This is a genomic window from Wolbachia endosymbiont (group A) of Eristalinus aeneus, assembly GCF_964026915.1.
Taxonomy (GTDB): domain Bacteria; phylum Pseudomonadota; class Alphaproteobacteria; order Rickettsiales; family Anaplasmataceae; genus Wolbachia; species Wolbachia pipientis.
This window is the reverse complement of the sequence record NZ_OZ034712.1, coordinates 100,807-125,039: the sequence shown is the minus strand read 5'-3', so window position 1 is coordinate 125,039 and position 24,233 is coordinate 100,807. Positions and strand designations below refer to the sequence as shown.

Sequence of the window (24,233 nt, the reverse complement as noted above, 5' to 3'; positions counted from 1 at the left end):
CCTCAAGACGAAATGGAGATATCAGCTCCACATGAATTGAGTTTTTCATGCATTGCTTCATATCCTCTCCATAAATGATGTGAATTGTTTATTATAGTTTCTCCACCGGCTACCAAAGAAGCAAGCACCAAAGCTGCTGTTGATCTTAAGTCAGTAGCATATAGATTAGCTCCAGATAAGCTTTTTATTCCACTTATAGTAGCTTTGCTTTTCTCGATGCTGATATTAGCACCTAACTTTCTCAATTCATCTGCATGTGTAAATCTGTTTTCAAAAATGTTCTCTTCAATTACTGATATCCCATCAGCGATGCACATTGCAGACATCAGTTGTGGTTGCATATCACTGGGAAAATTGGGATATGGATCTGTCGCAACGTTAGCAGACTTAATAGAGCCATTTTTTCTGGAAATAACAATGCCTCCATCATACAGTTCAACCATAGCTCCTATAGTCTCCAACTCATTTGTAATACACCTTATATCAGATAGATTTATTCCTTCCAACTCCAACTTACCACCGGTTATTATAGCAGCTAGTGCATAGGTGCCTGCTTCTATGCGATCTGGTATTATTTTATGAACACATCCATTTAGTGCTTCAACTCCTGTTATTATGACCTTTGTATTATCAATTTCAATATCAGCACCCATTTTCTTCAGAAAATCTATTAAATCAAGAACTTCCGGCTCAGTTGCAGCATTGTTTATTGTTGTCACTCCTTCTGCAAATGTTGCTGCCATTATTACATTTTCTGTTGCGCCAACACTTATTTTCTCAAATGTGATTTCTTTTCCTTGTAGCTTTCCTTTCACTGTTGCAATTATATTATAGCCGTCAATTTCAATTTTAGCTCCCATTTCTTCTAATGCTTTAATATGCATATCAACGGGACGCTTTCCAATGTTGCATCCACCAGGAAATGCTGTTCTCGCTTTGCCAAATCTGCTAAGCATTGGACCCAATATTAGAAAAGAAGTTCTTAGCTTACTTGCGGTTTTATATGGCATCACGTGATTGTTGATATTGCTGCAGTCAATTTTCAAAGTATGGTTCGCTTTATAATTTTTATTGTGCATAAAGTTCACTTCTGCTCCAAGACTTTCAAGCAACTTAGACATTAGATGCACATCAATTAAATCAGGTACATTATGCAAAATTACCGGGGAGCTACTTAATAGACTTGCTGCCATTATTGGTAAAACAGCATTTTTTGAGCCATTAATCTTGATTTTTCCGACCAAAGGTTTGTAGTTATTTCTTATTAATATCTTGTGCATTTAATTAGATATAAAGTATAATTCATTAGTTTATTGAAGTCTTACTAAGTATAATAGATTGACCGTAAAAGGCAAAATTTGCTTTTTCTTCCTCATCATCCCAGTGTCATGCTACCTGCATGACACCTGATGCGAATTGCCCCCGAAATTTTATACTATGAATTACTCAAATGACGCTCTCGAGCTTTATCAAACCAAATAACACCAATTGCAACAATGAAATAACCAGCTGCTCCTAATGTAAGGCGAATTACTGCATCGAAAGTTGACAGAGGAGGAGACGGCATTAGAATGCTCAAAACACTATACACAAGATTATTTGTTGCATGAGCAATAGTTACTGGCCAAATCGAGTTGTCTTTTTCAAACAACCAGGTAAACATTATAGACATTGCACAAATATAAAGGGTATAAGCACAAATAGTCGGGAATGTAAAGCCATCCTTCCACAAAGCTGAGCCAGCAACCACATAAGTTGGTATGTGCCATACTGACCAAATAATACCAACAATAATTGCTCTGATATAAAAATTTGATATTTTGCTTTTAAGATTTTTCAAAAGATAGCCACGCCAACCGATCTCTTCACCAAGAGACATAATGATCCACATCACAAAGGTTGATAATAAAACAAATAACATCACTAATGGACTCAAAACTGCACTCAAATCCTTTACACGGTCTAACGTAAAAGACTCTCGGAAAAATGAAAAACCGCAGTAAATTGACAAAAGACCATTGGAAATTAGCATACTTACCAGAATAAGTATAAACCCTAATAGACAGTTTTTTGGCGAACTAAGTTTAAAAAGATCCCTTACCTTCTGTTTATTATAAATGGTTAGCAAAATTGCAACTGAAGCCGGAACAAATGTTGTTAATAATGTTATGTCTTTGAAAGGTAAGCACCAAGCTATAATGCACGTCAAAAAATATGTAATTACAACAAATAATGTACAATTAATAGTGGTTAAATTCATGCATACGCCCATCAATTCCTTTTCTGCATTATTGATCTTTATTCATAAATTGTCAATAAAATACTTCTTCAGGGATGAATAGAATATTTTTTCTTTTTGAATTGCTATTGATAGTTTAATTTTTATATGTATTCCCTTTCACAACCGTTTGTCATCCCAGTGTCACGTGCTGGGATGACAGTAGGAGAGCTGCTTGCATGACAAGAGGAGGGTACTGGAATGACAAGAGGAAGACACTGGGGTGACATCAACTAAACTTGTCCAAATATGAGCGATGCATTAGTGCCACCAAAACCAAACGAATTAGAAAGTGCATATTGAATTTTATGCTCCTGAGCTTTAAACGGTACAAAATTTAAATCACATCCTTCTGAAGGCTTGTGTAAATTTAAGGTTGGCGGAATAATTCCATTATTTAACGCAAGAATACTGAATATTGCTTCAACGCTCCCTGCAGCACCAAGTAAATGTCCTATAGAAGATTTAGTTGAAGAAACAGGTATTTTATAAACGTAGTCACCGAATAACTGTTTCATTGCTATTACTTCAATTTTATCTCCAAGTGGCGTTGAAGTTCCATGTGCATTGATATACCCTACTTGATTGGGATTAATTTGTGCGCTCTTTAAAGCAAGCTGCATTGCCTTAAATGCGCCTCTTCCTTCTGGATGTGGTGCTGTAATGTGGTGCGCATCTCCTGTGAGTCCGTACCCAACCAGTTCAGCATGTATTTTTGCCCCCCTTTTTTTCGCATGTTCGTATTCCTCCAGCACCAATATACCTGCTCCTTCACCCATAACAAAACCATCGCGTTCTTCATCCCATGGCCTTGAAGCTTCTTCCGGTTTATCGTTAAATTTAGTTGATAACGCCTTCATAGATGCAAAACCTGCAATTCCAACTCTACACAGTGCACTTTCTGCTCCACCTGCAATCATAACATCCGCTTCACCAAGTTTTATAGTTCTTGCTGAGTTTATGATTGCATGCGCACCTGTTGCACATGCGGTTACTGCTGAATCGTTTGGACCTGTAAATTCGTATTTAATAGAAATATGGCCAGATATCAAATTTATTAGACTTGCAGGGACAAAAAATGGACTGACACGTCTGGGCCCTTTTTCCTGCATGGTAATAACATTTTCCTGAATTGACGGAAGACCACCTATACCAGAGCCAATAGTCACACCAACACGTTCCCGATTGATATTTTGGCTTTCCAAAATTAATGAATCATCTACTGCCTGAATAGCTGCTGCAATACCGTAATGGATAAAACGATCTGTCCTTTTTGAGTCTTTCTCAGAAATATAATCTAGTGGATTGAAATGGTGCTCAATGTTATCTGATTGCAACGGCACCTGCCCTGCAATTTTGCAAGCAAGATCAGAAGAGTCAAATCTATCCGTATTGATTGCTTTTATGCCAGACTCACTTTTCATTAGCCTTGACCAAGTGTTGTCAACATCTGCCGCTAGTGGAGTGATTAAACCAACACCAGTGACTACTACTCTTCTGCTCATTTAACACTAACTATTAGCCTTTTTTATTATTAATGTACTCAACTATTTGCTCCATAGTTTCCATTTTTTGTGCGTCTTCATCTGGAATTTCTATTCCAAACTCTTCTTCTGCTGCCATGATGATTTCAACTGCATCTAAGCTGTCTGTACCATGCTCCGAAAGCTTTGAAGAGCTGTTGAATTTCTCTACATCCTTACTAATATGCTCTAGTATAATCTTTTTCACTTTTTCTTCTATGTCTTCTCTAGTGCTCTTTGCTAGTTCGCTATTCACATTTCTTACCAAAAAAATAACCTATTCTTTGATGTTATAAAAAATTTTTATGTTTGCAATATCTTTTATAACTGGTAAACTACAGTAAAGTTTTCTACTGCCCTAGCTGGCTAGCGTTACGTGCTAAACAATTAACAATTCAAAAATGCTAGACGAAACAACAAAAAATTTGCTTATTGTAGAAGTAAATAAACTCTTACCCGAAAATAGCGAGAATAAGCTTATATCAGCTATGCGTTATATACTCCTTGCTCCTGCAAAACATATACGCTCCTTTTTAGTCGTAGCTTCATCGCGAGTGTTTAACGCGGAAGCTAAAAAAGTAATATCAGTTGCTGCAGCAATTGAATTTGTTCATGCTTACTCTCTAATTCACGATGATTTACCGTGCATGGACAACAGTGATACTCGCAGAAGCCAGCTAAGCTGCCATAAAAAATTTGATGAAGCAACAGCAGTGCTTGCCGGAGATGCACTACTTACTCTGGCTTTTGAGGTATTATCTTCGTTAAATGAGAAACGCTGTGAGATCATAAAAGTTCTTTCTCAGGCAATAGGAATTAGGGGAATGGTGGGAGGACAGGCTTTAGATATTAACAGTGAGCATATAGATTTTAGCCCCCAACCCTCTGTCATTCAAGTAGCGGACACTGGGATCCAGAAGGCTTTGCCTACAAGCATTTCGTGCAAAAAGCCATGCGATAGTGGAGCTGAACATGAAATGGATTCCAGTGTCAGCTACTTGCATGACACCCTTTCTACCTTAAAACTACAACATTCGTACGGCTGTATGTATGACGCTGGAATGACGTCGGGCCAAGCTGATAAAATAAAAGAAATTCATTTGATGAAAACCGCAAAACTATTTGCAGCTTCATGTGAAATAGGTGCTATAATCGGGGGTGCTACAGACAAGCAACGTAAAGCGTTATATAACTATGGAATAAATCTAGGGCTTATCTTTCAAGCTAAGGATGATATTGAAGACTACGAACAAGATAAAACAAATAATCTTATGTCTGTGCTTGGTAAAAGTGAAGTAGAGGACTATATAGACGGCCTCTTTAAACAAGGCTTGGATAATTTGAGTGCGCTTTCAGGGGATACTAATTATTTATATGATTTATTGAATCAAGTAAAGAAAGATGGTTAGAAAAATTATATTACAAATGCTTATTTCCGTAGTAATGATTCTCACTTTAACTTCTGCTTTTGTGTTTACTATTGTCTATATAAACAAAGGTAAACCGGAAAAAAAGGACAAGCTTTATGAGATAAATGCCACGCATGGTGGTTTGATACAGACGATAGCACATTACCTAGTGAAGCCAATACTTGAATCAGCACTTGACCGCTATATTGAAAAGCATGGGCTGACAGAATATTTAGAAGAAATAACGCAGCAAAAGGAAGAAGATTCAATAAATTTTTATGAAATTACTGAAGGCAGTGGCAGCAAGGCTTTTTGTGGCCTGGAAGTCCTATTGCAAATATATAAAATTTCTAATAATAACTCAGCAACACTCCCTAGCAAAGTTTCTGATGTTACTTTGAAAATAGGTCAAGATGACCTAAAAGAAGTGAGTTTAGGGGTAATAGGTATGAAAGAAGGCGGAGAGCGTGTAGTTACTATTGCCAATGAGAACAAAATGAATTTTAATTCTTATTACGTCAAACTGATCGAAGTAAAGGATAAATATCCCGACTCAGTAAATAATCTGATGGTTTTTAATGACTTAATTAACAAGACTGGAAAACAAGTAAGGTGCGGTGATGAGATATCGGTTAAATATAGCGTAAAGGAGCATAATGGGGAATATATAGTCAAAGATCAAACAGTGCAATTTAGGGTTGGCGATAAAAAAATACCACTTGCTATAGAGCTTGGAGTTGTGGGAATGAGAGCTGGTAATAAAAGAACTATTCTTTCTCCGCCTGACCTTTTGACTATTACTGACGATATGTTAATAAAAGACATAGATTATGATGAAGAAAATATCTCAATAATTGACTTAAGCTTAGATGTTAAGCAAGAGGTCGCAGCACACCATTCTACTGTTGAAAAACAGCCTAAAGAATATAGCTGAAATTTTAGGTCTACTGGCTAATCTTCTGAACACTCTCTATACTACTTAAAGTAGGCTTTTCGTTTTTCCTAAAGTATAAACTTAGATAAATCAAGCTGCTTCGAAATTGACTCAAGTTTATCTTTTACATACTTGCTGTCTATAATGAATTTTTCGCTATTTTTCTCAGAAGCAATGAAACTTATTTCATCTAAAAGCTTCTCCATGACAGTGTGAAGCCTTCTTGCGCCTATATTTTCCACTTGCCTATTAACTGTAAACGCTATTTCAGCTATGGTTTTTATACCATCATCAGTGAACTCAAGTGTCACATTTTCTGTTTTCATTAAAGCTATGTACTGCTTTAACAAACTAGATTCTGGTTCCTTTAATATTCTTATTAAATCCTCTTGAGTAAGTGCCTTAAGTTCTACCCTGATCGGTAATCTGCCCTGCAATTCCGGTAAGAGGTCAGATGGTTTAGACTGATGAAAAGCACCAGATGCAATAAATAATATATAGTCTGTTTTTACATGGCCATACTTAGTTGTAACAGTTGTTCCTTCAAGTAATGGTAACAGATCGCGTTGCACTCCTTCTCTGTTTACTTCACCTTTTACTTCTGTACGCGCTGCAATTTTGTCTATTTCATCCAAAAATACTATACCGTCATTACTAACAAGATCAATGGCTTCTTTGATTATCTTATCTTCATCCATTAGCCTTTCACTTTCTTCATTAATTAATATTTCACGCGCTTCTTTTACCTTCACCGTAATAGTTTTTGTTTTTTTGCTCCCGTTAAACATCTTGCCCATTATTTCTGTTACATTCATCACACCAACTTGCCCACCTGGCATGCCTGGTATATCGAAAGTAGGTAACATACTCTTGCTCTCTCTGACGTTAATAGAAACTTCTCCGTCCTCAAACTCTTTATTCCTCAACCTTTCTCTAAAAATTTTTTTACTCTCTTCGGTTGCATTTTCGCCTACCATAGAGTTTACTATTGTTTTCTCAGCTAAAATTAAAGCCTTTTTAGCTAAGGCTTTACGGGCTTTCTCTTTAACTAAAACTATTGCTGCATCAACTAAATCGCGTATTATCGAATCAACGTCACGTCCAACGTACCCTATTTCAGTAAACTTCGTTGCCTCAATTTTTATGAACGGTGCACCGGCAAGTTTTGCTAAGCGACGAGCTATTTCAGTTTTACCAACCCCTGTATGACCGATCATCAATATATTCTTAGGTATGATTTCATCACGCAATGGAAATGGAACCTGATTGCGACGCCAACGATTTCTGAGCGCAATAGCAACAGCACGCTTTGCATCATCCTGTCCGATTATGAATCTGTCCAATTCTTTAACTATCTTCTGTGGTGGCAGGTCATCTAACAAAACTTGAGTGCTGTCATTAACTTGAACATCGCTGTCATTTGAATCAAAACCACTCTTAGTATCTTTATAGAGGTTATCTTTTTCATCGTAGGTGTCACTACTACAAGACCGCCCTTCTGAAAGGGTTATGGGCTGATTGGAAAAATTGGTGCATAAAGTTTTTTGCTTGGAAGACATATCACTCCTCTATCTTTTCAATAACTACATTATGATTTGTATAAACACATATATCGCCAGCTATCTTCATAGCCTTTTTCGCAATTTCCTCTATTGATATTCCTTTAATGTCAATTAAAGCTCTTGCTGCAGATAGAGCAAAATTTCCCCCAGAGCCAATAGCTGCGACTCCATCTTCAGGTTCAAGAACATCACCTGTTCCCGTAATTACTAATGAAATAGATTTATCTGCAACGATCATCATAGCTTCTAATTTCCTCAGATATTTATCCATTCTCCAGTCTTTTGCAAGTTCAACACATGCTCTCATTAATTGCCCTGGGTGCTTGTCAAGTTTAGATTCTAATCTTTCAAAAAGAGTAAATGCGTCGGCTGTTGCCCCGGCAAATCCAGCAATTACGGAATCACCAGAAAGACGCCTAACTTTTTTTGCTCCAGATTTTATAACAGTGTGGCCCAGTGAAACTTGTCCGTCACCTATTACTACTACACTTTTATCTTTTCTAATTGATAATATAGTAGTGCCATACATTTTATTGTTATCGTGTTGAATCATTTTTCTATCACTTTAAATAAGAATCTCATTATACTTTAATCTTTAGTCAAATTTACTAAATATGTTCAACTATAGCTTATAATATAATACCTTCCTTATAACATTTAAAGTACAGATGCAAAACATAATTCACCCAGATTTGGAAAAAAGTATAAATAATTGGTTCGAAGCAAAATTTAATGGCCTTACATCGCCATTTTATAGCTCTATAGATCTTAGAAACTCTGGCTATAAAATCGTTCCAGTAGACGCTAATTTATTTCCTGCGGGGTTCAATAACTTAAGTGAAGAATCAAGAACGATGGCAGCAAGATTGATAAAAAGCTATTTTAAAAGACATCAATACAAAAAGGTTCTTATAATACCGGAAAATTATACACGCAATAAAATGTATATAGAAAACGTATTTGTTATAGAGAAAATACTACAACTCGCAGGTTTTGAGACTAGAATTGGCCTTTTATATAATGAAGTATACAATTTAATAGAACAGTATGAAACTGTTGTGAAAGAAAACTCTCTGCTAAAGACAACTTCAGGATTTGTGCCTGATGTTATTATACTGAACCGTGATATGACGAGCCACATTCCAGACACGCTGAAAGACGTAAAGCAAGATATAGTACCAAGCCCACTATACGGTTGGCATAGCAGGCAGAAATTTAAGTATTTTGAAATCTATCAAGAATTAGCATCTGAGTTTTGTGGCAAATTTAAAATAGACCCATGGCTAATTTCTGTGCTTACAGAGAGCTGTGATGGAGTTGATTTTGATGATGATTTGTCACTAGGAGCAGTAGCAACTAAAGTTGACCAAATATTATCTCTAGTGCAAAAAAAATATGAGGAATATGAAATAAAAACACAACCTTACGTTTTTATCAAAGCAAGCAATGGCACATATGGGATGGGCATTATAACAGCAACAAGTGGAGAGGAAATATTAAACCTCAATAAAAAAAAGCGTCATAAAATGAAAAAGATAAAAGAAGGAATAGCAATCAATAGCGTTATTATACAAGAAGGTGTACCAACCATTGACATGTTTAAAAGCAGTTCTGCAGAACCGCTAATATACTATATAGGAGATACTCCAACATGTTACTTATACCGATGTAATAGCAGAAAAGATGTATATTCTAGCTTGAATGCCACTGACTGTGAGTTTCATGATGTTAGCCAGGTTGTAGAAGGTAAAATTCTATCACTTTGGAGTATTGTTAGCAAATTAGCAGTACTAGCGTTGGCAGTAGAAATAAAATCTTTTCATCCCTAATTCTTATACCTCTACAGTGCTGTCATTAGAATGACCGTTTATATTATGAACATCATCAAGTTCAGTGGAAGGATCATCATTGACAGGTTGTTGAAACAATTTGTCAAGCTGAACTGCAAGAAATACTGCACTATATATTATGCTGACTGTTACGCTTAAGTTGAAATTATAGATTATACCATTACCTAAGTTTATTGGTATAGTTGGAGTCTCTATCCTTCTTAATATGAAGTTTAATAAACCTAACGACAAAGTTAATGTGCTAATAATAAGGTCCTTCTTACACTCAGCAGACTTTTCAGGATCCTTATTATCCAGATATTCCTTGCATGTATAATAATAGCTTATAGGTTCTGAAATGAACAAAAATAGGATCGTTGAGGTTAAGTTAATATAACTTATTATGTCTGTATTGCTTCCAGTGCAAAAATGGATGATTTTCAACATCATTAGCGCTTCTATGGTGCTGCTTGCAAGATTAGCCGATTTACCCACAATTTTTGCCAGCTCTTTTTTACTCTCAGGGTTTCTGTAATCCTTAATTAGATCCTGTAGAGTAAATGCAGAATGGGCAATGTATAGAATAGATGTCGGAAACTTTACTAGTCGAGCAACATTCCGTATAAGAAAGATATTGGATCTATTATTGTCAATGAACTCGCAGCAAAATTGCAGTGAAATCTTACACAATAGGGCTGTTAAACCTGTTGTGATGCAGATTACCTTCCTGAAATCATGATCATAAATATCATGCACCCTTTGTGCGAGTATGTTAGATTTCTTTTTTAGCTTGTTTGGCATGAAATAGTTAATAACTTCCTGTTATTCTATCACATAAAATCCTAAAAGAAAAGCCCTATGAATCAGGACTTCAAGGGAGATTTATGCACAAATCGGCCAAGCATTTTATAAACAAGGGATCGGTACTGAGAGTTGGCACACGAAAGTAATATCCATCCTTGATAATTGCTTTATATTCTATATCAAGTTCAACTAGAGTTTCTGAATGCTCAGAAACAAAAGATATAGGTGATAGAACTACAGGTACACCATCAGCTTTTGCGCGTAATAGCTCACTTTCAGTGCTTGGCTCTAGCCATTTTACAGGACCAATCTTACTCTGATAACATATTGACCAATCTAAGTTATTGATAGCTAACTTTTCTACTATTAACTCTACGCTTCTTTCTACCTGTGAAGCGTAAGGGTCGCCCTTTTTAATGATACTAAGAGGTAAGCTATGGGCTGAAAATAGGACTCTTGGTTTACCGATTTTTCTAGCCAATTTATAGTACTTAGCTATCAGATTAGTGTGAGCTTCAATAAAATCTTGGTTATCATAATAACGGTGAATCATTTTTGTATTGCATTTTAGGCCATACCGTTTAGCATTTTTTTGCCAATTCTCGATGGATGACAGAGTTGTGGTAGTTGAATATTGTGGATACAGTGGCAGCAGAATTACTTCGTCAGGATCAAACTGTTTTACACTTTCAATAACTTCGTCAGCAAATGGACGCCAATAGCGCATGCAGATGAATACCTTGTGTACATGGTTTCTATTTTCGTTTAATTTTAGTTCTAAAGCATTAGCTTGCATTTTTGTATTCTCTAGAATTGGCGATTTACCTCCAATTTTCTCGTATATTTTTCGTGCAGTATTTTCTCGTTTCGCAGATATAAACTTTGCTAAAAGAAACCGAAAGGGATTCGGTAGATTGATTATTCTCCTGTCATAAAAAAGGTTGAATAAAAAAGGACGGACCGCATTTAGTGAATCAGGCCCGCCAAGATTAAATAAGATAACTGCCTTTTTCACCTACGCACTACTACAACAAGTTACTTCTGGGGTGCCTATAAAATTAGCTACACACTCATCAAATTTAGTTATAGGCACTAAATTTCTTACACTGGCATACAATAAGTGGCCTGATCTCTTCAGGTTACTCTTGGTGGATGTGAAGTTCCAATCGAAAAATGTATCGACAAAAAGACTTGGTACCGTTTCAAGAAGTTCAACAGCAGCTAAAGATAGCATTATACAACTTTGCAGGACATTCAGAAGAACCTTGAGGGGAAAAAGTAAAACTTTAACGAAAAGAGAGGTGCTACTTGTTTCATCCAGTAGTCGCCCTGAGTTAGGCGAATTATACTCGGTGTGTTTTCTATTTTGATCAAAGATAGGAAATTTTATAGTATCTTTCTTAAATTCCGCGTCTATTTCTTTTCTACTATGGTTAGTGATTTTTTCCATTAACTTCTCACGCAGATGAAAAGTTCTGACAATAAAACATGTGGCAATCATTAAGGAAGCACATAAAAGTGCGCATTGCATGAGGCTCATACTGCCTAGCATAGCTGGCAGTGCAAAACAAACAAGCGGTGCTATGATTGTCATTTCAAGAAATGGAATAGTGTTTCTTTTCATTGCAAAAGCAGCACCTTTTTTTAATTCTGTATTATGATGTAAGCTATATTCCAAAAAGCTTAAAAAGGCCAAATTAAAAGTTAAAAATCCTTTTGTTCCACAAAAAAGTGATGACTTAAAGTTACTTACTAATTTTTTAGTAGTAGATTTAGCTTGTTTTTTAGTGGTAGGCTCAGCTTGTTTAGTAGTGTTATTTTTACAACATTCACCCATACAATACCTCCTTGATGGTTTATCCTTAACTATAAATAAAAAACTACTTTTATCAAATCAAAATTTACAATAAAATAAATCTATAAATATACTATTTTATATAAGGAAACAATATGGCAATTGAGAAGACACTTTCGATATTAAAACCTGATGCAGTAAAAAATAATATTACAGGCAATATAAATTCCTACATCGAACAATCTGGGCTGAAAATCACAGCACAAAAAATGATGTTACTAACAAAAAAACAAGCAGAGCTGTTTTATGAAATTCATAAAGATAGGCCTTTTTTTGGGGAATTAGTAGAGTTTATGACCTCTGGTTCTGTGGTAGTTCAAGTTTTAGTTGGTGAAAATGCAGTAAGTAAATACAGACAAATCATGGGAGCTACCGATCCAAAGCAGGCAGATAAAGGCACAATCAGGGGTGATTTTGCTGATGATATTAGTGAAAATAGAGTCCACGGCTCGGATAGTCTAGAAAATGCTCGTAAGGAGATAGCTTTCTTTTTTGCTGAATGTGAGTTGGTGTAGTTAACTCAGATTGGCGTCATCCAAGTAGCTGACAACATAGAAACGAAAAAACTTACTTGACACCCTTCGCCAGCGCCCTTATCATGATAGTGAAGCTATTGTATTTGCTTTCGCCAATCTGCAGATTAAAAGGTAAGGATTACTTAATGTATCGGCGTCTTATGTTCAATTTTTTGCAGTATATAGATACTGTATGTCTTTACAAAACTTCATCTACATCTAGATTTTTATCTAAATAAGCTGAACGCGCTTATAAAGCGTTACAAGACATCAAAAAATGCCAATACTCGACAGAGATAGTAAAAGACTAGCTAACTCGGGGATTCTTTGTCTTTTTTTCTGCTTAGTAAATTTCTTAAACATTTGCAGCGTAAGTTAGTTGCAATTAAAAGCGGCTGAATCTCGCTTGTCAAGCGTTTAAAACATAAAAAACGCCAATATTTTAAAGCGGATAATAACCACAGGGCTTCTTTTGCCTTTTTTTTCATTTGGTAAATTTCTTAATGTTTATGGCTAAACGACAACCGTCATCCCGCTAGCGGGATCTCTTGTTAGCGGCTGAGATACCGCGAATGAATCGCGGTATGACGTAGATTGCTGTCATTCCAGTGCTCCTTTTTTTGTCATCCCAGTGTCTGGGCACTGGGATGACAGCTAGCCTGACAACCGTCATCCCGCTACTTGTTAGCGGGATCTAGAGATAGCGAGAATGAATCGCGGTATGACGTAGGACTGCTGTCATTCCAGTCTGGAATCTAGTTCTTATTGTACATTTACTTGGTAGAGTTAAATTTCCTGGATCCAAGTAGTCGGCTACTCGGATGACAGGAGAAGGTACTGCCGTCATAAAGGAACCAGTGTCAGCTACTTGGATGATACCTTTTTTCTACTTAGTTTGGGTTATGCAAGAAGTCTATTATAATCAGGCTTTAAATGTGCGGAAGTAATTTTTTTCGTTAAAGTAAAAAATTTTTTCTATAGCTGATCAAAGTGGGATCAAGAGAAACTTACCACTTTCTTTACAAAGGGTTTGATGTTACCATTTGACTGCCTATTCTGAATTTATTGAATGAACGTTAACATAAAAAATCTAGTTCATGCTTTCTCTAAATTGCCAAGTTTAGGGCCATCATCATCACGCAGGTTAGTTATACATTTACTCCAAAACAAAGAAAAAGTTATGCTACCACTTGCATCTTTGATTAAAGAGCTAGCAGATCTTATAATAGAGTGTGAAGTTTGCGGAAATCTAGATACTAAGTCACCTTGTTCTATTTGTACTAACCCAAAACGTGACACTAAGTTACTGTGTGTAGTAGAAGAATTAGGTGATCTATGGGCGTTTGAAAAAGGAAATATATATTCAGGTTTATACCATGTTTTGGGTGGCAGATTGTCTGCAATAAATGGCATAGGTCCAAAAGAACTCAACCTTGACACTATTCTGAAAAGAGTGACAGAGTCTAAAATTGAAGAGATAATTATCGCAATTAATCCGACATTAGAGGGCCAAGTTACTGCACAATATATAATTGAATTGCTAAAAAATTTGGATGTGAAAATATCACGCCTTGCTTGCGGCATACCAATGGGCGGAGAAATTGACTATCTTGATGAAGGAACGCTGAGGATAGCACTTACTTCAAGACAAGAATATGAGTTAAATATAAAATAAGACATGTGCTTAAAAAAACTTATATCGCTAATAACATTCAAAAAGAAAAAAATAGTGCCACCACTTAAAGTGGTGGCTTGGGAAAATGACCGCCTAAACTATAAGCAATTTTCAGGTAAATTCAACACTATAATTAAAACAATTGATCAGTCTTTTACAATAATATCTTTAGAAGGATATGATGGATGGGGCAAGACGTTTTTTTTGAAAGAATGGGTAAAAGAGTTAAAACAGCAAAATGAAATTGTAGCTTATTATAGTGCATGGGATATCAATGCATTGGACCAACCACTTCCTTCTTTTTTAAATTTTCTATTTGAAGATTTATTTGCATCGTATGAAGTAAAAAGAAGCGTTATACAACAGTTCAAGAACATAAACCAAGAGCTATTTTCTCTAAACACACTAGGAAAGCTGATCAGTAAATCTCCACTTGCTATGCTTTCAGTATTTCTTGATGCTGCAAAAGAGGCTGATAAAAAAGACATAGGTTTTGTCTTGAGTGAATTAAGTCTTCTCCAAAGAAGAAAAGAGAGTACTAGAGATTTCAAAATACAGTTAGCGGATGTGGTTAATAAAATCAGAAAAGACAAAAACATTTATATAATGGTGGATAATCTTGATGTGTGCCGTCCTAAATTCGTTGTCGATTTTTTGGAATCTATAAAGTATATGCTTGATGTGGAGGGGCTGGTTTTCATTATTTCTGTAAGTAAAGATAAGAGTAATGTACAAAGAGCAATCAGCACAATACTTGGACCAAATTTTGACCTAAAATCTTTTACTGATCTCTCTTTACATTTGCCAAAACAACCGATAGAAAAATTTACAAAAGAACTATTTGAAAATATTAAATTACCGAAAAAGTCAAAAAATTTGATTGTAGATAGTTTTATATTTTATGCAGAAAGCCTGTCACTATCGTTAAAAACAATAGAATACTGCGTAAAAAAAATAAAGCTGTGTCTTCTGAATCACACAAGAGAAGAATTACCTGATCCGAATTTGTTTGCATTTTTGGTAATACTGCAATCAATAAATATTGATATATATGAGGAACTAGATTCCTCATGTCAAAGATCCTTGGAAAAAATTGAAAATGAATATAAATCTTTAGTTCTAAATGGTCAAGAAGAATGGGAAAAACTTAAAACCTCTCTAGAAACTGCTTTTGCAGAGAGGGAGTCAAAAATTAACAAAGCTATAAAGGATATACTATTTTGAAAAGATACCCTACCTTCACATATACAAAGATAGGGTAACATTTGATTAACGCCCTTTTACTATGTCATTACCTTGTTCAAACTTTCTGATTAATTCGCTTACATTGACATTAGATAATTTTTTACCTGCAAATTTGTCATTATGTGAAGCATCAGGTTTACGAAGGTCTTCCTTACTGTTACTCCTAGTAATATTACATCTGACAATGTTTGAATTATTAGACTTACCGCTTACATCTGAAATATTGCTTTTTTCACTACATGAAGACGAATTACTCGACATATTGCCTAAGCTAAAGAGCTTTTTACCTTGATAGATTGGATTCCAATCAAGTGGATTATAAGTTTTTTTGCTAGTCTCAACCTTTTGGTTATTTTGCTGTTTAGGAGAAAAACCAAGTTTTTCTCTTTCTTTCTTGCTTAGCGTTTTGAGAAATTTTACGGTTTCTAATTCATCAGTTGCTTGTACTTTATGTAAATCAAAGCTTTTTTGATGGTTATCCTGCTTAACATTTTCCATCATTTTATCTTTTATTGTTCTATCCTCATCATCAGAAGTGCTGCTACTAACATCACTGATACCACTATCCCCTGAATCACGGCGTTGTTTGTTAGGAGTGCTATGAATGTTGTCTTCCATGAGTTTTCGCATTGTTGGGCCAAATGTTCTTCCAAGATTGCTACTTACTGTTTTATTACTATCATTTGCTTGGGAATAAGATGCATTTTGCTCAAAAATTGCTCTTATTCCAGCAAATTTAACTTGGGAAGATTTTGGAGGAACAGGTGGAGCAACCATACCTTTCGAGTTTTCATTTTTAGGAAAAATTTTTGGATTATTTTTTTCTACTGTAGTATTCATTTTTTTACCTCTAAGCCTATTAACTAGTAGAATTATAAACTTAGAGGTATTAATTTTGTAATAACAATGCTAATAGGTTACCGCAGTTTCAATAAACATCACCAGAGGATTCTCTATATAATGCTTAAAGGCATTTAAAAACTTTGCTCCGAGTGCCCCATCAACTGCTCTATGGTCAACAGAGAGCGTTACTGTCATTATTTCTGCTATTTCTATTTTCTCATTCATAACAATTGGTTGTTTTTTAGATGCACCAACTGCCATAATGCAAGATTGCGGCGGATTGATTATAGCACTGAAGGCTTTTATACCAAACATCCCTAAGTTGGAGATAGTAAACCCTCCTCCTTGAAACTCTTCAGGTTTCAATTTTCCAGATCTTGCTCTGCTTACTAAATCTTTCACTTCTTTTGATATAGATAAAATACCCTTTTTATCAGCATTTTTTACTATAGGAGTAATTAGCCCATCTTCAAGTGCCACAGCGATTGAAATATCTATATTTGAATATCTCAGTATTTTATTATCTATCCACGAAGAATTTATGTCAGGAAATTTTTTCATGCTGAAAGCTGCAGCTTTTATGATTAGATCATTAATTGTTACTTTATTGTTTTCATCTGCTGAGTTAATCTCGTTTTTTAACGATATTAACTTATCAACCTGGCAGTCTACAGTTAAATAAAAATGTGGAACATTCTGTTTTGATTCAGTCAGGCGCTGTGCTATCACTTGGCGCATGTTGCTTACTTCAACTATGGTATCTTTCTCAGGACTTTCAGTATGTATACCACTGCCTAAAAACTCCAACACATCAGCCTTAATTATGCGACCATATGGTCCTGTACCTTTTAATTGCTGCACATTAACCCCTTCATTTTGAGCTATTTTCTTAGCTAATGGGCTTATTTTTGTTCTACCTTCTGCATAACCCTCTGTCATCTGAGTAGCTGACACTGGGATCCATTCTTCTTTTCTAGATCCCAGTGTCAAGCACTGGGATGACATTGAGGGGTTGGATTCCAGCGTCACGCGCTGGAATGACACCGAAGAATGACTTATTGGCTTTCCGTTTAAATCTTGGTGTTCTGATTTTTGATTATCAACAGCACTTTTTGTCACTTCCTTTTTAACTGCACTATTGATGGAAGTTGAAGTATAGTTGTTAAGTGCACTTTCATCTTCTCCTTCTTCCAGCATTAAAGCTATTGGTTGATTTACAGGCACGCCACTTGTTCCTTCTGTTACTAAAATTTTTGCTAAAACTCCTTCATCTATAGATTCAAACTCCATTATGGCTTTATCAGTCTCTATCTCAGCAATTACGTCGCCTACTTCAACTTTGTCTTGTTCTTTTTTATGCCACTTTACAATTTTTCCTCCAGTTTTGCTCATTGTCGGTGAAAGAGCAGGCATTAATATTTCTATAGGCATTGATTTTGCATTTAAAGATCTATTCAATTTTTAATTTACTCTTTATCTTATGTCAACCTAATCGTGAATTATGATGAATAAGTCTGTTACACTATCCCTCACGTCATCCCAGTGCGTAACACTAGGATCTTGGTTCAGTACTATTATCCTATTGTTTTTATTATTTAGCCATAGCTTGTTTGCTAACAACTTTGTTTCAACCAAATCAAATAAGATCAACATGAGAACGGGGCCAGGGTTTCACTATCCTGTAAAATGGATATACACTTGCAAAAATCTGCCCCTGAAAGTGATAGAAGAGTTTGAGAGTTGGAAAAAGGTCTGCGATATAGATGAAGACTGCGGATGGATAAAAGGCAATCTTCTTAGTGATAAGCGCTACACGATTGTAAAAGAAGATACTTATGGATATCAAAAACAGAGTGTAGACAGCAAGATTACTATAAAAATAGACAAATTTGTTGTAATGAAAATAGAAAAGTGTAACGAAGAATGGTGCTTTCTTTCCACCCCAAAACGCAAAGCATGGGTACAAAAAAAACATATATATGGGGTTGATTAGGTTGACAAAAGATCTGAATTAACACTAGTTTCTGGGCCTTCTGTAGCATGCTCTTCAGATGAAGCAGAGGGTTCTTGAGGCTCTGGAGACTGTACAGGGCTATCACAGAAACTCCTTAACATCTCCTCAGCGGATGAATCTAAAATTTGTACAATAGACTTTTCACTCTGCTCTTTTAGCGATTGATCCACTCTAGAAATCAACTCAGAAAACTCGCTACCTGATTTTTCAGCTTCACTTTTTATTTTACTTTCTATGCTTGCAATATTACCTTGGTCAATTTCTTCTTTTGTTATGTTGAATGACTTTGCAACATCTTGATATCCAATCTTGCAATTTCCACAACCAATTATGCAAAAAGTAATAGAATCAGATATTTCGCTTGCAGCCCAATTATGTATAGTGTAAGCCAAATAATTGTCATGGTATTTAATGCTAAATTGTTGTTCTATTAACTCAGAAATTTTATTCTTTAGAGACATAAAGCACCCTCCTACATTCGTTATACCTTTTTGTTAAGATACAGCAATTACACCATTTACTACATGCTTTACTTTAATTAATTATTAAGACAAGAGCATCATTTCCAGAGCTATATCTTTTTACCTTGATAATTCTTTTTTGACTTCCTCTTTAATTATCCCACTTATATTCACGTTAAGATCCCCTACCCAAAAATCAGTCATAGTTTCAAGATCGTATAGATCCTCTATTACTTTTTTAATAGCAGCATTTATTTCTTCTTCGTCAAATTCCTTTATAATAGGTCTAATCTTCACATACCCTGGAGAGCCTTTACCATAAATTCCTTTGCTTTTATTAATGCAGCCACCTGCACCAGATCTACTGCTTCTCAAACCACTTCCACACTCTACTGTTTCATACTTGATTTCACCATTTTCTATATATGCTATTTGATTGTCTTGTGTAGACTTCAGTTTATCTGCCTTTACAATTTTCTCCTCTAGCTTTAAATCTTGCTTATGAATTACTGTTTCCTCATAACCCTTACCACCGTATGTTCTATACTCACCTCCACCTGCAACAGTAATCAGTTGCTGGCAATGTTGCTTCTGCGAATTGCACATTTCTATGAAAACAGGTCCCCCGTCCTTATCTGAGAGGTTACTTTCCTGGTTACCCCCTCCCTCTGTGACTTGCACCTTAATTATAGGATAATTAGGATCGATTTTCAGTTTAGCTTTAATATAATCTCCTGGCATCCCTACTCTGCTTTCAGTAGAATGGCATTTTTGATTGTCACAGCCACTACCTTGTATATGACCTGCTTCACCACTTCCCCACGCTTCTATTTTAATACGATCAAATTTTATTGATAAGTCATCTGTATAAACATCTTTATTTTTATGATCATAGGATTTTTCATTATTTTTTTCAAGATCTGGTTTCTTATTTTTCAGCTGTTCCTTGATTATCTCTTTTAATTTTTCTTTTAATTTCTTTTTGAGACCTTCTAAATCGAACCTACACAATTTATCAGCGTAAAAGACCTCCATTCTGTTTGCTTTTATTGGTGCTTCTGGTTGCGTGACAACGCCATTTGTATTTTGTGAAATCTTTGTATAAAAAGGTTGAGTGTTTTTTTTTTCTACATATCGTGTTGAACGGCTGCATGTTCCAGTAAAGCAGATACAACCATCATCACCTTGATTACATTTTTCTCTATGCTCTACATCCGTCAATTTGTACACTACTTTCAGTCCTTTACTAGATTTAAATGTATCGTCTATCTCATCATTTCTTTTTACACAGTAACTGCATTTCCCCTTTTCCTGTTTATTGTTGTCAGGGAAGAAAACATACCCTTGCTTATTGAATATTATTTTATCTAACTCACTCTGATCTCTGTTTAAGAGATCGGCTCTTTTATTTTCCTTGCTTGGAAGATAATAGAACTGATTTGATTCCTTGGAGTAAACAGCATTGTATTTAGTATATCTTGTTCCCATTAATTTTAGTGGTATTATTTTATTTTCTCTTTTAAGAACAAACTCCTCTGGTTCTGGCTGCCATCCAGAAAGACAAAGCATTTTACTGTTAGAATTTCCTTTATACTTTACTTCTATTTCCGGCTGCCCAGAGTTATTAAATTCACATTGAATAGATTTGTCTTTTAACTTTTTCTCAAAATCATTAAAACTATAAAAACTTCCGCCTTTAGAACATTTAATTTGCACATCAGGAACATAGCCATATTCTTTCAGAACTTTAAATTGTTGCGGATTACTTTCTAATATACCTTCTATAATATTATCAATATTACTATCAGTTGTTTTTGCTACTATTGCTGGTTTTACTACTTTTAAAGATAGGGGGCCAATATTTACAGCGGTATTAACATTAAAAGTACATAAACCATCACTGTAGGTTCCACGTGCTTCATAAGTACAAGTGCTCTCGCTCATCTTCATTCTTATCTTTAACGTGTCACTCTGCTTTCCAGACGTGTTACTTTGTACTATTTCTACTACTTCAGGCTCTGGAGCAGGTGGTGCAGGGAAACAGCGGACGAACTGTGGATTTTTTTTGTCTATACTTTTAGTTCCATGGTATTCAGCGCAGAGCTGGCCCTTTTTTCTATAGGTTTTGAAGTAATAGTGAGTATCCTTATCTGTAACAGTATATGAGTGATTTGGAATGTTCTCATTATTTGAAACAACGTGTGGAAAACCTAACTCTTTTCTTTCCTCCAGTCCGCTAATTATCACCCCAACTCTTGGATCGAAGTAATCATTATCTTCATTTGTTATAGGAACAATTCTAACTTGTGGAGGTGACATCGCAAGTTGTTCACAGAATGGAGGGGGGCTAGGTGCAAGTGGCACAGGAGCACATTTTACTGCCGTTTGGTAGCAGGTATCACAGACTTTTTCCATCTCCCCAGGACGGAAAATATTCTCACCCGAAAATACTCTAGAACCCCATGAAGAAATTCCTGACATACAAGCCCCTTTTTGACTGCAAGCACATATTTTAGGAGAGTTAGCGAATCTTCTTTTTTCCTCATCAGTAACACCGTCTGCCCATTCCCATTTAAGACCCCGAGCAATTTCTCCTCCAGCTTTTGTTTTATCCCCTTCCCAATCAATAAAAGCTGCAGCAGAAACTCCAGCTCCTGTACCTTGCGTTCCATATATCTGGCGGCAGGATTCCCCACTTTGTAAGTCATAACAATAACTTTGTCCATCATAAGCACATACTCTAATTTTGGGATTAAAGTAACCATCAACTCCTTGATCTTTTATTGCTTGCACCTTAATTTCCTTTACCCAATCTCCACCAACTATTGCTTCCCACCAAGTATTACTTTCTACAAATGTTGGACAATCAGCATATCCTTGATACGAAAGACCAAGTATCAAAAAAAATATCAATAAGAAATTAAGCCTTACACTTCTCATAAAATACCGGTAACCACTCATTAACTTCTTCTCCTTTTTCTTTTATTGCCTCATACATATACTTTATAGTCTCTTTGTTAGCTGAAAGTACATGTATTTCTTGCATATCCTTCAAATCCAGATTTAAGGTTACTAATCCTTTGTACTGTTTTATCAAAAATAAACCTTCCTGTGTTGGCGTCTGCAGAATTATATTCAGCTCCTCTTTCGATAGAGAAAATGCCTTCATGTATAATCTATTTGCATTGACGTTCGGCATCAAGATTCTTGTATCAACATGTTTATCTAAATATTGAGTAAATTTGCTAGCAAATGCGAGATTTAAATTTTCAGTACTTAGGATTACTACAACATTTAGTTCCGTCATTCTTTGCATCCAGTTATCAAACTCTTTCTCTGTAGGAAAAATATTACTTATCTCCCATGCTTCATCCAAAACAAGTATTGCAGGCGAGCCATCACATTTTGCCTCAAAAGAATATAAAAAATAGTAAAGTATCACGGACATACATTCCTTTTGTTTTGTAAGGTTTGCGGTGTTGAGAGATATAATTTTTGTTTCCCAGTCAATATCTGATTCATTACCATCTTGAAATAAGTAAGCAAAGTCACCATCGTCACACCATCTACTTATCTTACCCCCAAGGAGCAAGAGCACCTCAGAAATTTGTGAAATAGAACGTGATTCCTTGGGTATAGCAAATATAGAATCCACAATTTTTCTTATCTTTTCTTCTACGTCCACCAAGCTCGTATCGGCTACCATTCTTCTGATCAGTTCAACCAACATATTGCGATTGGAAGCACTATCTTCAATGTTTAGTGGATTAAATTTTAGGCTTTTGTCCTTATATTTTGGATCGATTATGTAATATTTACCACTCACTGCTTTAGTAAAAATTATTGATTTTCCAGTGTTATCCAATATGACAATTCTTGGGTTAAACTTTCTTGATTCTGATAATAGAAAATTAATGAGTGAAGTTCTGCCTGAATTTGGAGCTCCGAGTATCGTAGTATGGCCATTATTTCTTTTTCCATGAAAATTAAAGAAGTAAGGATTTCCTTTTTTTGAGAAAAAAATCATTACCGCTTCTTTCCACCTTCTTCCTTTTAATGTACCTGACGTAAAATCGTGCAGCATAGCAAAGCTGCAAGCGTATTTTGTTAAGATATTTTTCGGTTGCGTAATAAAAGCAAAATTGCCTGGAAGTTGTGCCCAAAAATGACTTTCCATATGTAAATCAGTTCTAAACATCATGAAGCCAACTAATGACATTATAGAAGATAAATCACTAATACTTTCAGCTAACTTATTCCTATCATCTGCAAATATTGTAAAAATAATTTTCTGTTGGCAGAAGTCTATACTAGAGGTCTTTTCAAGCTCTATTATTTCTTCAATTCCTGAGCTTTTAAGTAAGGTATTATCCTCACTAATTTGCAGCATGTTGATTTGTTTTTTAAATTCTTTTATTGCTTTGTTATTACTAGTAAATATCATTATTTCTGTAATGATAAATTCAGATTCAAGCTGCAAGCATCTATCTATATTACCTAAAGAGATTTCCCGGTATTCTTTTATGCTGAAAATAGAGCCAAATTTCTGTTGATTTTCAAATATTGTTTGAAACGTATTGAAACCAAAAGCTATTTTAAAATTTCTAATATATTGCGACAGGTCCCTTTCATGTATTGGATAATCTTTGTGCGTTAATGTAACAATATAGTGGAGAAATTCTATCATTTCAGAATATATTTTACCTTCACTAAACCTTAGACTCAGTTTTTTAGCTCCAAAAGGTCCTAAATCATTTTGAATTACGTCAGTTATCTTTTGCAACTCCTGATGGCTTTCTTGTAAAGACAACTTATGCTTATTCTTTATTCTATTGAAAAAAAACGAATTATTAGTATGCTTGCCAAAATCGCTAAACAATATTACAATGTATAGTTCATTTATATACTGTAATTTACTATCAGTTAGTTTATTAAACCACGTTGAATGTAGGTTGTCAGAGAAGTCTTCAGTTTTATTCCATTTCAAGCTCAGTTTATTGCGCTTTCTAACGGTATGAATCCAAACGGTAAAATACAGGCTATTAATATTTTTTGATATGCTTTTTCTAATTTCAGTTCTGAGTTCGCTGTAGTTATCAACAGAAGAATAATCTTCTAACTTGATTATTTTTAACAATTCTCCCTGTTTTGTTAGTATGGTTTCTTCATCGTAATGACAAGCATAAGGAACAAAATCTAAATCAATGCTTTCTAGTAATGCTAAGTTGTTCTTTTTTTTAAGCTTAGAGTTAACTGTTGGTACTTTTAACTGCATATGCGTATTCA

General features: G+C 35.2%; 22 protein-coding genes. 8 read left to right on the top strand and 14 right to left on the bottom strand.

The window, feature by feature from the left end:
* Positions 1-2: 2 nt before the first annotated feature.
* Complete coding sequence (murA, locus tag AAGD62_RS00645; RefSeq protein WP_006279833.1) at positions 3-1,280, bottom strand: UDP-N-acetylglucosamine 1-carboxyvinyltransferase; 1,278 nt, start codon at positions 1,278-1,280, stop codon at positions 3-5.
* Between the two features lie 155 nt (positions 1,281-1,435).
* Positions 1,436-2,032: a CPBP family intramembrane glutamic endopeptidase gene (locus tag AAGD62_RS00640; RefSeq protein WP_010082032.1), complete on the bottom strand. Its 597-nt coding sequence runs from the start codon at positions 2,030-2,032 to the stop codon at positions 1,436-1,438.
* A gap of 85 nt (positions 2,033-2,117) precedes the next feature.
* Here AAGD62_RS00640 and AAGD62_RS00635 point away from each other — a divergent pair, with 85 nt between their 5' ends.
* On the top strand, positions 2,118-2,342 hold the full coding sequence (locus AAGD62_RS00635; protein WP_010082031.1) for a hypothetical protein: 225 nt from the start codon (positions 2,118-2,120) through the stop codon (positions 2,340-2,342).
* 169 nt (positions 2,343-2,511) lie between these two features.
* Here AAGD62_RS00635 and fabF read toward each other — a convergent pair whose 3' ends face one another.
* Positions 2,512-3,783, bottom strand: coding sequence for a beta-ketoacyl-ACP synthase II (gene fabF, locus AAGD62_RS00630; RefSeq protein ID WP_155969215.1), 1,272 nt, complete (start codon positions 3,781-3,783; stop codon positions 2,512-2,514).
* Between the two features lie 13 nt (positions 3,784-3,796).
* Positions 3,797-4,021 carry an acyl carrier protein gene (gene acpP, locus AAGD62_RS00625; RefSeq protein ID WP_213863337.1) on the bottom strand — a complete coding sequence of 75 codons (225 nt, stop codon included), beginning with the start codon at positions 4,019-4,021 and terminating at the stop codon, positions 3,797-3,799.
* Positions 4,022-4,202: 181 nt separating this feature from the next.
* Here acpP and AAGD62_RS00620 point away from each other — a divergent pair, with 181 nt between their 5' ends.
* Entirely contained in the window at positions 4,203-5,210 is a 1,008-nt protein-coding gene (locus tag AAGD62_RS00620) for a polyprenyl synthetase family protein (RefSeq protein WP_010082029.1), read from the top strand.
* Positions 5,203-6,144 (top strand): FKBP-type peptidyl-prolyl cis-trans isomerase, encoded by a 942-nt coding sequence (locus tag AAGD62_RS00615; RefSeq protein ID WP_010963087.1) that lies wholly within the window; start codon positions 5,203-5,205, stop codon positions 6,142-6,144. The genes AAGD62_RS00620 and AAGD62_RS00615 overlap by 8 nt, the downstream gene beginning before the upstream one ends.
* 68 nt (positions 6,145-6,212) lie before the next feature.
* Here AAGD62_RS00615 and hslU read toward each other — a convergent pair whose 3' ends face one another.
* Together hslU and hslV are read right to left on the bottom strand one after the other, a co-directional pair.
* Positions 6,213-7,703, bottom strand: a complete 1,491-nt coding sequence (gene hslU, locus AAGD62_RS00610) for an ATP-dependent protease ATPase subunit HslU (RefSeq protein ID WP_006280200.1) — start codon at positions 7,701-7,703, stop codon at positions 6,213-6,215.
* A gap of 1 nt (position 7,704) precedes the next feature.
* On the bottom strand, positions 7,705-8,259 hold the full coding sequence (gene hslV / locus AAGD62_RS00605) for an ATP-dependent protease subunit HslV (protein ID WP_006280198.1): 555 nt from the start codon (positions 8,257-8,259) through the stop codon (positions 7,705-7,707).
* A gap of 115 nt (positions 8,260-8,374) precedes the next feature.
* Here hslV and gshA point away from each other — a divergent pair, with 115 nt between their 5' ends.
* The gene (gshA, locus tag AAGD62_RS00600) at positions 8,375-9,535 is read left to right on the top strand and encodes a glutamate--cysteine ligase (RefSeq protein ID WP_151807649.1); all 1,161 of its coding nucleotides are present in this window, start codon (positions 8,375-8,377) and stop codon (positions 9,533-9,535) included.
* 3 nt (positions 9,536-9,538) lie between these two features.
* Here the strand turns inward: gshA and AAGD62_RS00595 are convergent, their stop codons facing one another.
* The 3 genes from AAGD62_RS00595 to AAGD62_RS00585 all read right to left on the bottom strand — a co-directional run bounded on the left by AAGD62_RS00595 (position 9,539) and on the right by AAGD62_RS00585 (position 12,176).
* On the bottom strand, positions 9,539-10,336 hold the full coding sequence (locus tag AAGD62_RS00595; protein ID WP_006280195.1) for a hypothetical protein: 798 nt from the start codon (positions 10,334-10,336) through the stop codon (positions 9,539-9,541).
* A gap of 70 nt (positions 10,337-10,406) precedes the next feature.
* Complete coding sequence (gene hemH / locus AAGD62_RS00590; RefSeq protein WP_341812738.1) at positions 10,407-11,354, bottom strand: ferrochelatase; 948 nt, start codon at positions 11,352-11,354, stop codon at positions 10,407-10,409.
* Entirely contained in the window at positions 11,355-12,176 is an 822-nt protein-coding gene (locus AAGD62_RS00585) for a hypothetical protein (RefSeq protein ID WP_155969217.1), read from the bottom strand.
* 113 nt (positions 12,177-12,289) lie between these two features.
* Between AAGD62_RS00585 and ndk the strand changes: the two genes are divergently transcribed.
* The 3 genes from ndk (at position 12,290) to AAGD62_RS00570 (ending at position 15,608) form a co-directional block, all read left to right on the top strand.
* Positions 12,290-12,709 carry a nucleoside-diphosphate kinase gene (gene ndk / locus AAGD62_RS00580; protein ID WP_015589428.1) on the top strand — a complete coding sequence of 140 codons (420 nt, stop codon included), beginning with the start codon at positions 12,290-12,292 and terminating at the stop codon, positions 12,707-12,709.
* Positions 12,710-13,778: 1,069 nt separating this feature from the next.
* Positions 13,779-14,384 carry a recombination mediator RecR gene (gene recR, locus AAGD62_RS00575; RefSeq protein WP_010963080.1) on the top strand — a complete coding sequence of 202 codons (606 nt, stop codon included), beginning with the start codon at positions 13,779-13,781 and terminating at the stop codon, positions 14,382-14,384.
* A 3-nt stretch (positions 14,385-14,387) separates the two neighbouring features.
* A complete protein-coding gene (locus AAGD62_RS00570; protein ID WP_155969219.1) occupies positions 14,388-15,608 on the top strand; it encodes a P-loop NTPase fold protein in 1,221 nt (406 codons plus the stop codon).
* 45 nt (positions 15,609-15,653) lie between these two features.
* Here AAGD62_RS00570 and AAGD62_RS00565 read toward each other — a convergent pair whose 3' ends face one another.
* Positions 15,654-16,469 (bottom strand): hypothetical protein, encoded by an 816-nt coding sequence (locus AAGD62_RS00565; RefSeq protein ID WP_155969221.1) that lies wholly within the window; start codon positions 16,467-16,469, stop codon positions 15,654-15,656.
* A gap of 69 nt (positions 16,470-16,538) precedes the next feature.
* Positions 16,539-17,903 carry a pyruvate dehydrogenase complex dihydrolipoamide acetyltransferase gene (locus AAGD62_RS00560; protein WP_155969613.1) on the bottom strand — a complete coding sequence of 455 codons (1,365 nt, stop codon included), beginning with the start codon at positions 17,901-17,903 and terminating at the stop codon, positions 16,539-16,541.
* 220 nt (positions 17,904-18,123) lie between these two features.
* Here AAGD62_RS00560 and AAGD62_RS00555 point away from each other — a divergent pair, with 220 nt between their 5' ends.
* On the top strand, positions 18,124-18,465 hold the full coding sequence (locus AAGD62_RS00555; protein ID WP_231115835.1) for an SH3 domain-containing protein: 342 nt from the start codon (positions 18,124-18,126) through the stop codon (positions 18,463-18,465).
* On the opposite strand, the gene AAGD62_RS00550 is transcribed toward AAGD62_RS00555, so the two are convergent.
* The 3 genes from AAGD62_RS00550 to AAGD62_RS00540 form a co-directional block, all read right to left on the bottom strand.
* Positions 18,462-18,947, bottom strand: coding sequence for a hypothetical protein (locus tag AAGD62_RS00550; protein ID WP_010082090.1), 486 nt, complete (start codon positions 18,945-18,947; stop codon positions 18,462-18,464). The genes AAGD62_RS00555 and AAGD62_RS00550 overlap by 4 nt on opposite strands.
* Positions 18,948-19,067: 120 nt before the next feature.
* On the bottom strand, positions 19,068-21,887 hold the full coding sequence (locus AAGD62_RS00545; RefSeq protein ID WP_341812737.1) for a hypothetical protein: 2,820 nt from the start codon (positions 21,885-21,887) through the stop codon (positions 19,068-19,070).
* Positions 21,868-24,222 carry a type VI secretion protein gene (locus tag AAGD62_RS00540; RefSeq protein ID WP_155969227.1) on the bottom strand — a complete coding sequence of 785 codons (2,355 nt, stop codon included), beginning with the start codon at positions 24,220-24,222 and terminating at the stop codon, positions 21,868-21,870. Before AAGD62_RS00540 ends, AAGD62_RS00545 begins: the two co-directional genes overlap by 20 nt.
* Positions 24,223-24,233 lie beyond the last annotated feature (11 nt).

Excerpts from the sequence above, each read along its gene's own strand:
- murA (WP_006279833.1), bottom strand. The coding sequence starts at position 1,280 with ATGCACAAGATATTAATAAGAAATAACTACAAACCTTTGGTCGGAAAA.
- AAGD62_RS00640 (WP_010082032.1), bottom strand. The coding sequence starts at position 2,032 with ATGCTAATTTCCAATGGTCTTTTGTCAATTTACTGCGGTTTTTCATTT.
- AAGD62_RS00635 (WP_010082031.1), top strand. The coding sequence starts at position 2,118 with ATGGTTAGCAAAATTGCAACTGAAGCCGGAACAAATGTTGTTAATAAT.
- fabF (WP_155969215.1), bottom strand. The coding sequence starts at position 3,783 with ATGAGCAGAAGAGTAGTAGTCACTGGTGTTGGTTTAATCACTCCACTA.
- AAGD62_RS00620 (WP_010082029.1), top strand. The coding sequence starts at position 4,203 with ATGCTAGACGAAACAACAAAAAATTTGCTTATTGTAGAAGTAAATAAA.
- AAGD62_RS00615 (WP_010963087.1), top strand. The coding sequence starts at position 5,203 with ATGGTTAGAAAAATTATATTACAAATGCTTATTTCCGTAGTAATGATT.
- hslU (WP_006280200.1), bottom strand. The coding sequence starts at position 7,703 with ATGTCTTCCAAGCAAAAAACTTTATGCACCAATTTTTCCAATCAGCCC.
- hslV (WP_006280198.1), bottom strand. The coding sequence starts at position 8,259 with ATGATTCAACACGATAACAATAAAATGTATGGCACTACTATATTATCA.
- gshA (WP_151807649.1), top strand. The coding sequence starts at position 8,375 with ATGCAAAACATAATTCACCCAGATTTGGAAAAAAGTATAAATAATTGG.
- AAGD62_RS00595 (WP_006280195.1), bottom strand. The coding sequence starts at position 10,336 with ATGCCAAACAAGCTAAAAAAGAAATCTAACATACTCGCACAAAGGGTG.
- AAGD62_RS00585 (WP_155969217.1), bottom strand. The coding sequence starts at position 12,176 with ATGGGTGAATGTTGTAAAAATAACACTACTAAACAAGCTGAGCCTACC.
- ndk (WP_015589428.1), top strand. The coding sequence starts at position 12,290 with ATGGCAATTGAGAAGACACTTTCGATATTAAAACCTGATGCAGTAAAA.
- recR (WP_010963080.1), top strand. The coding sequence starts at position 13,779 with ATGAACGTTAACATAAAAAATCTAGTTCATGCTTTCTCTAAATTGCCA.
- AAGD62_RS00570 (WP_155969219.1), top strand. The coding sequence starts at position 14,388 with ATGTGCTTAAAAAAACTTATATCGCTAATAACATTCAAAAAGAAAAAA.
- AAGD62_RS00565 (WP_155969221.1), bottom strand. The coding sequence starts at position 16,469 with ATGAATACTACAGTAGAAAAAAATAATCCAAAAATTTTTCCTAAAAAT.
- AAGD62_RS00560 (WP_155969613.1), bottom strand. The coding sequence starts at position 17,903 with ATGCCTATAGAAATATTAATGCCTGCTCTTTCACCGACAATGAGCAAA.
- AAGD62_RS00555 (WP_231115835.1), top strand. The coding sequence starts at position 18,124 with ATGAGAACGGGGCCAGGGTTTCACTATCCTGTAAAATGGATATACACT.
- AAGD62_RS00550 (WP_010082090.1), bottom strand. The coding sequence starts at position 18,947 with ATGTCTCTAAAGAATAAAATTTCTGAGTTAATAGAACAACAATTTAGC.
- AAGD62_RS00545 (WP_341812737.1), bottom strand. The coding sequence starts at position 21,887 with ATGAGAAGTGTAAGGCTTAATTTCTTATTGATATTTTTTTTGATACTT.
- AAGD62_RS00540 (WP_155969227.1), bottom strand. The coding sequence starts at position 24,222 with ATGCAGTTAAAAGTACCAACAGTTAACTCTAAGCTTAAAAAAAAGAAC.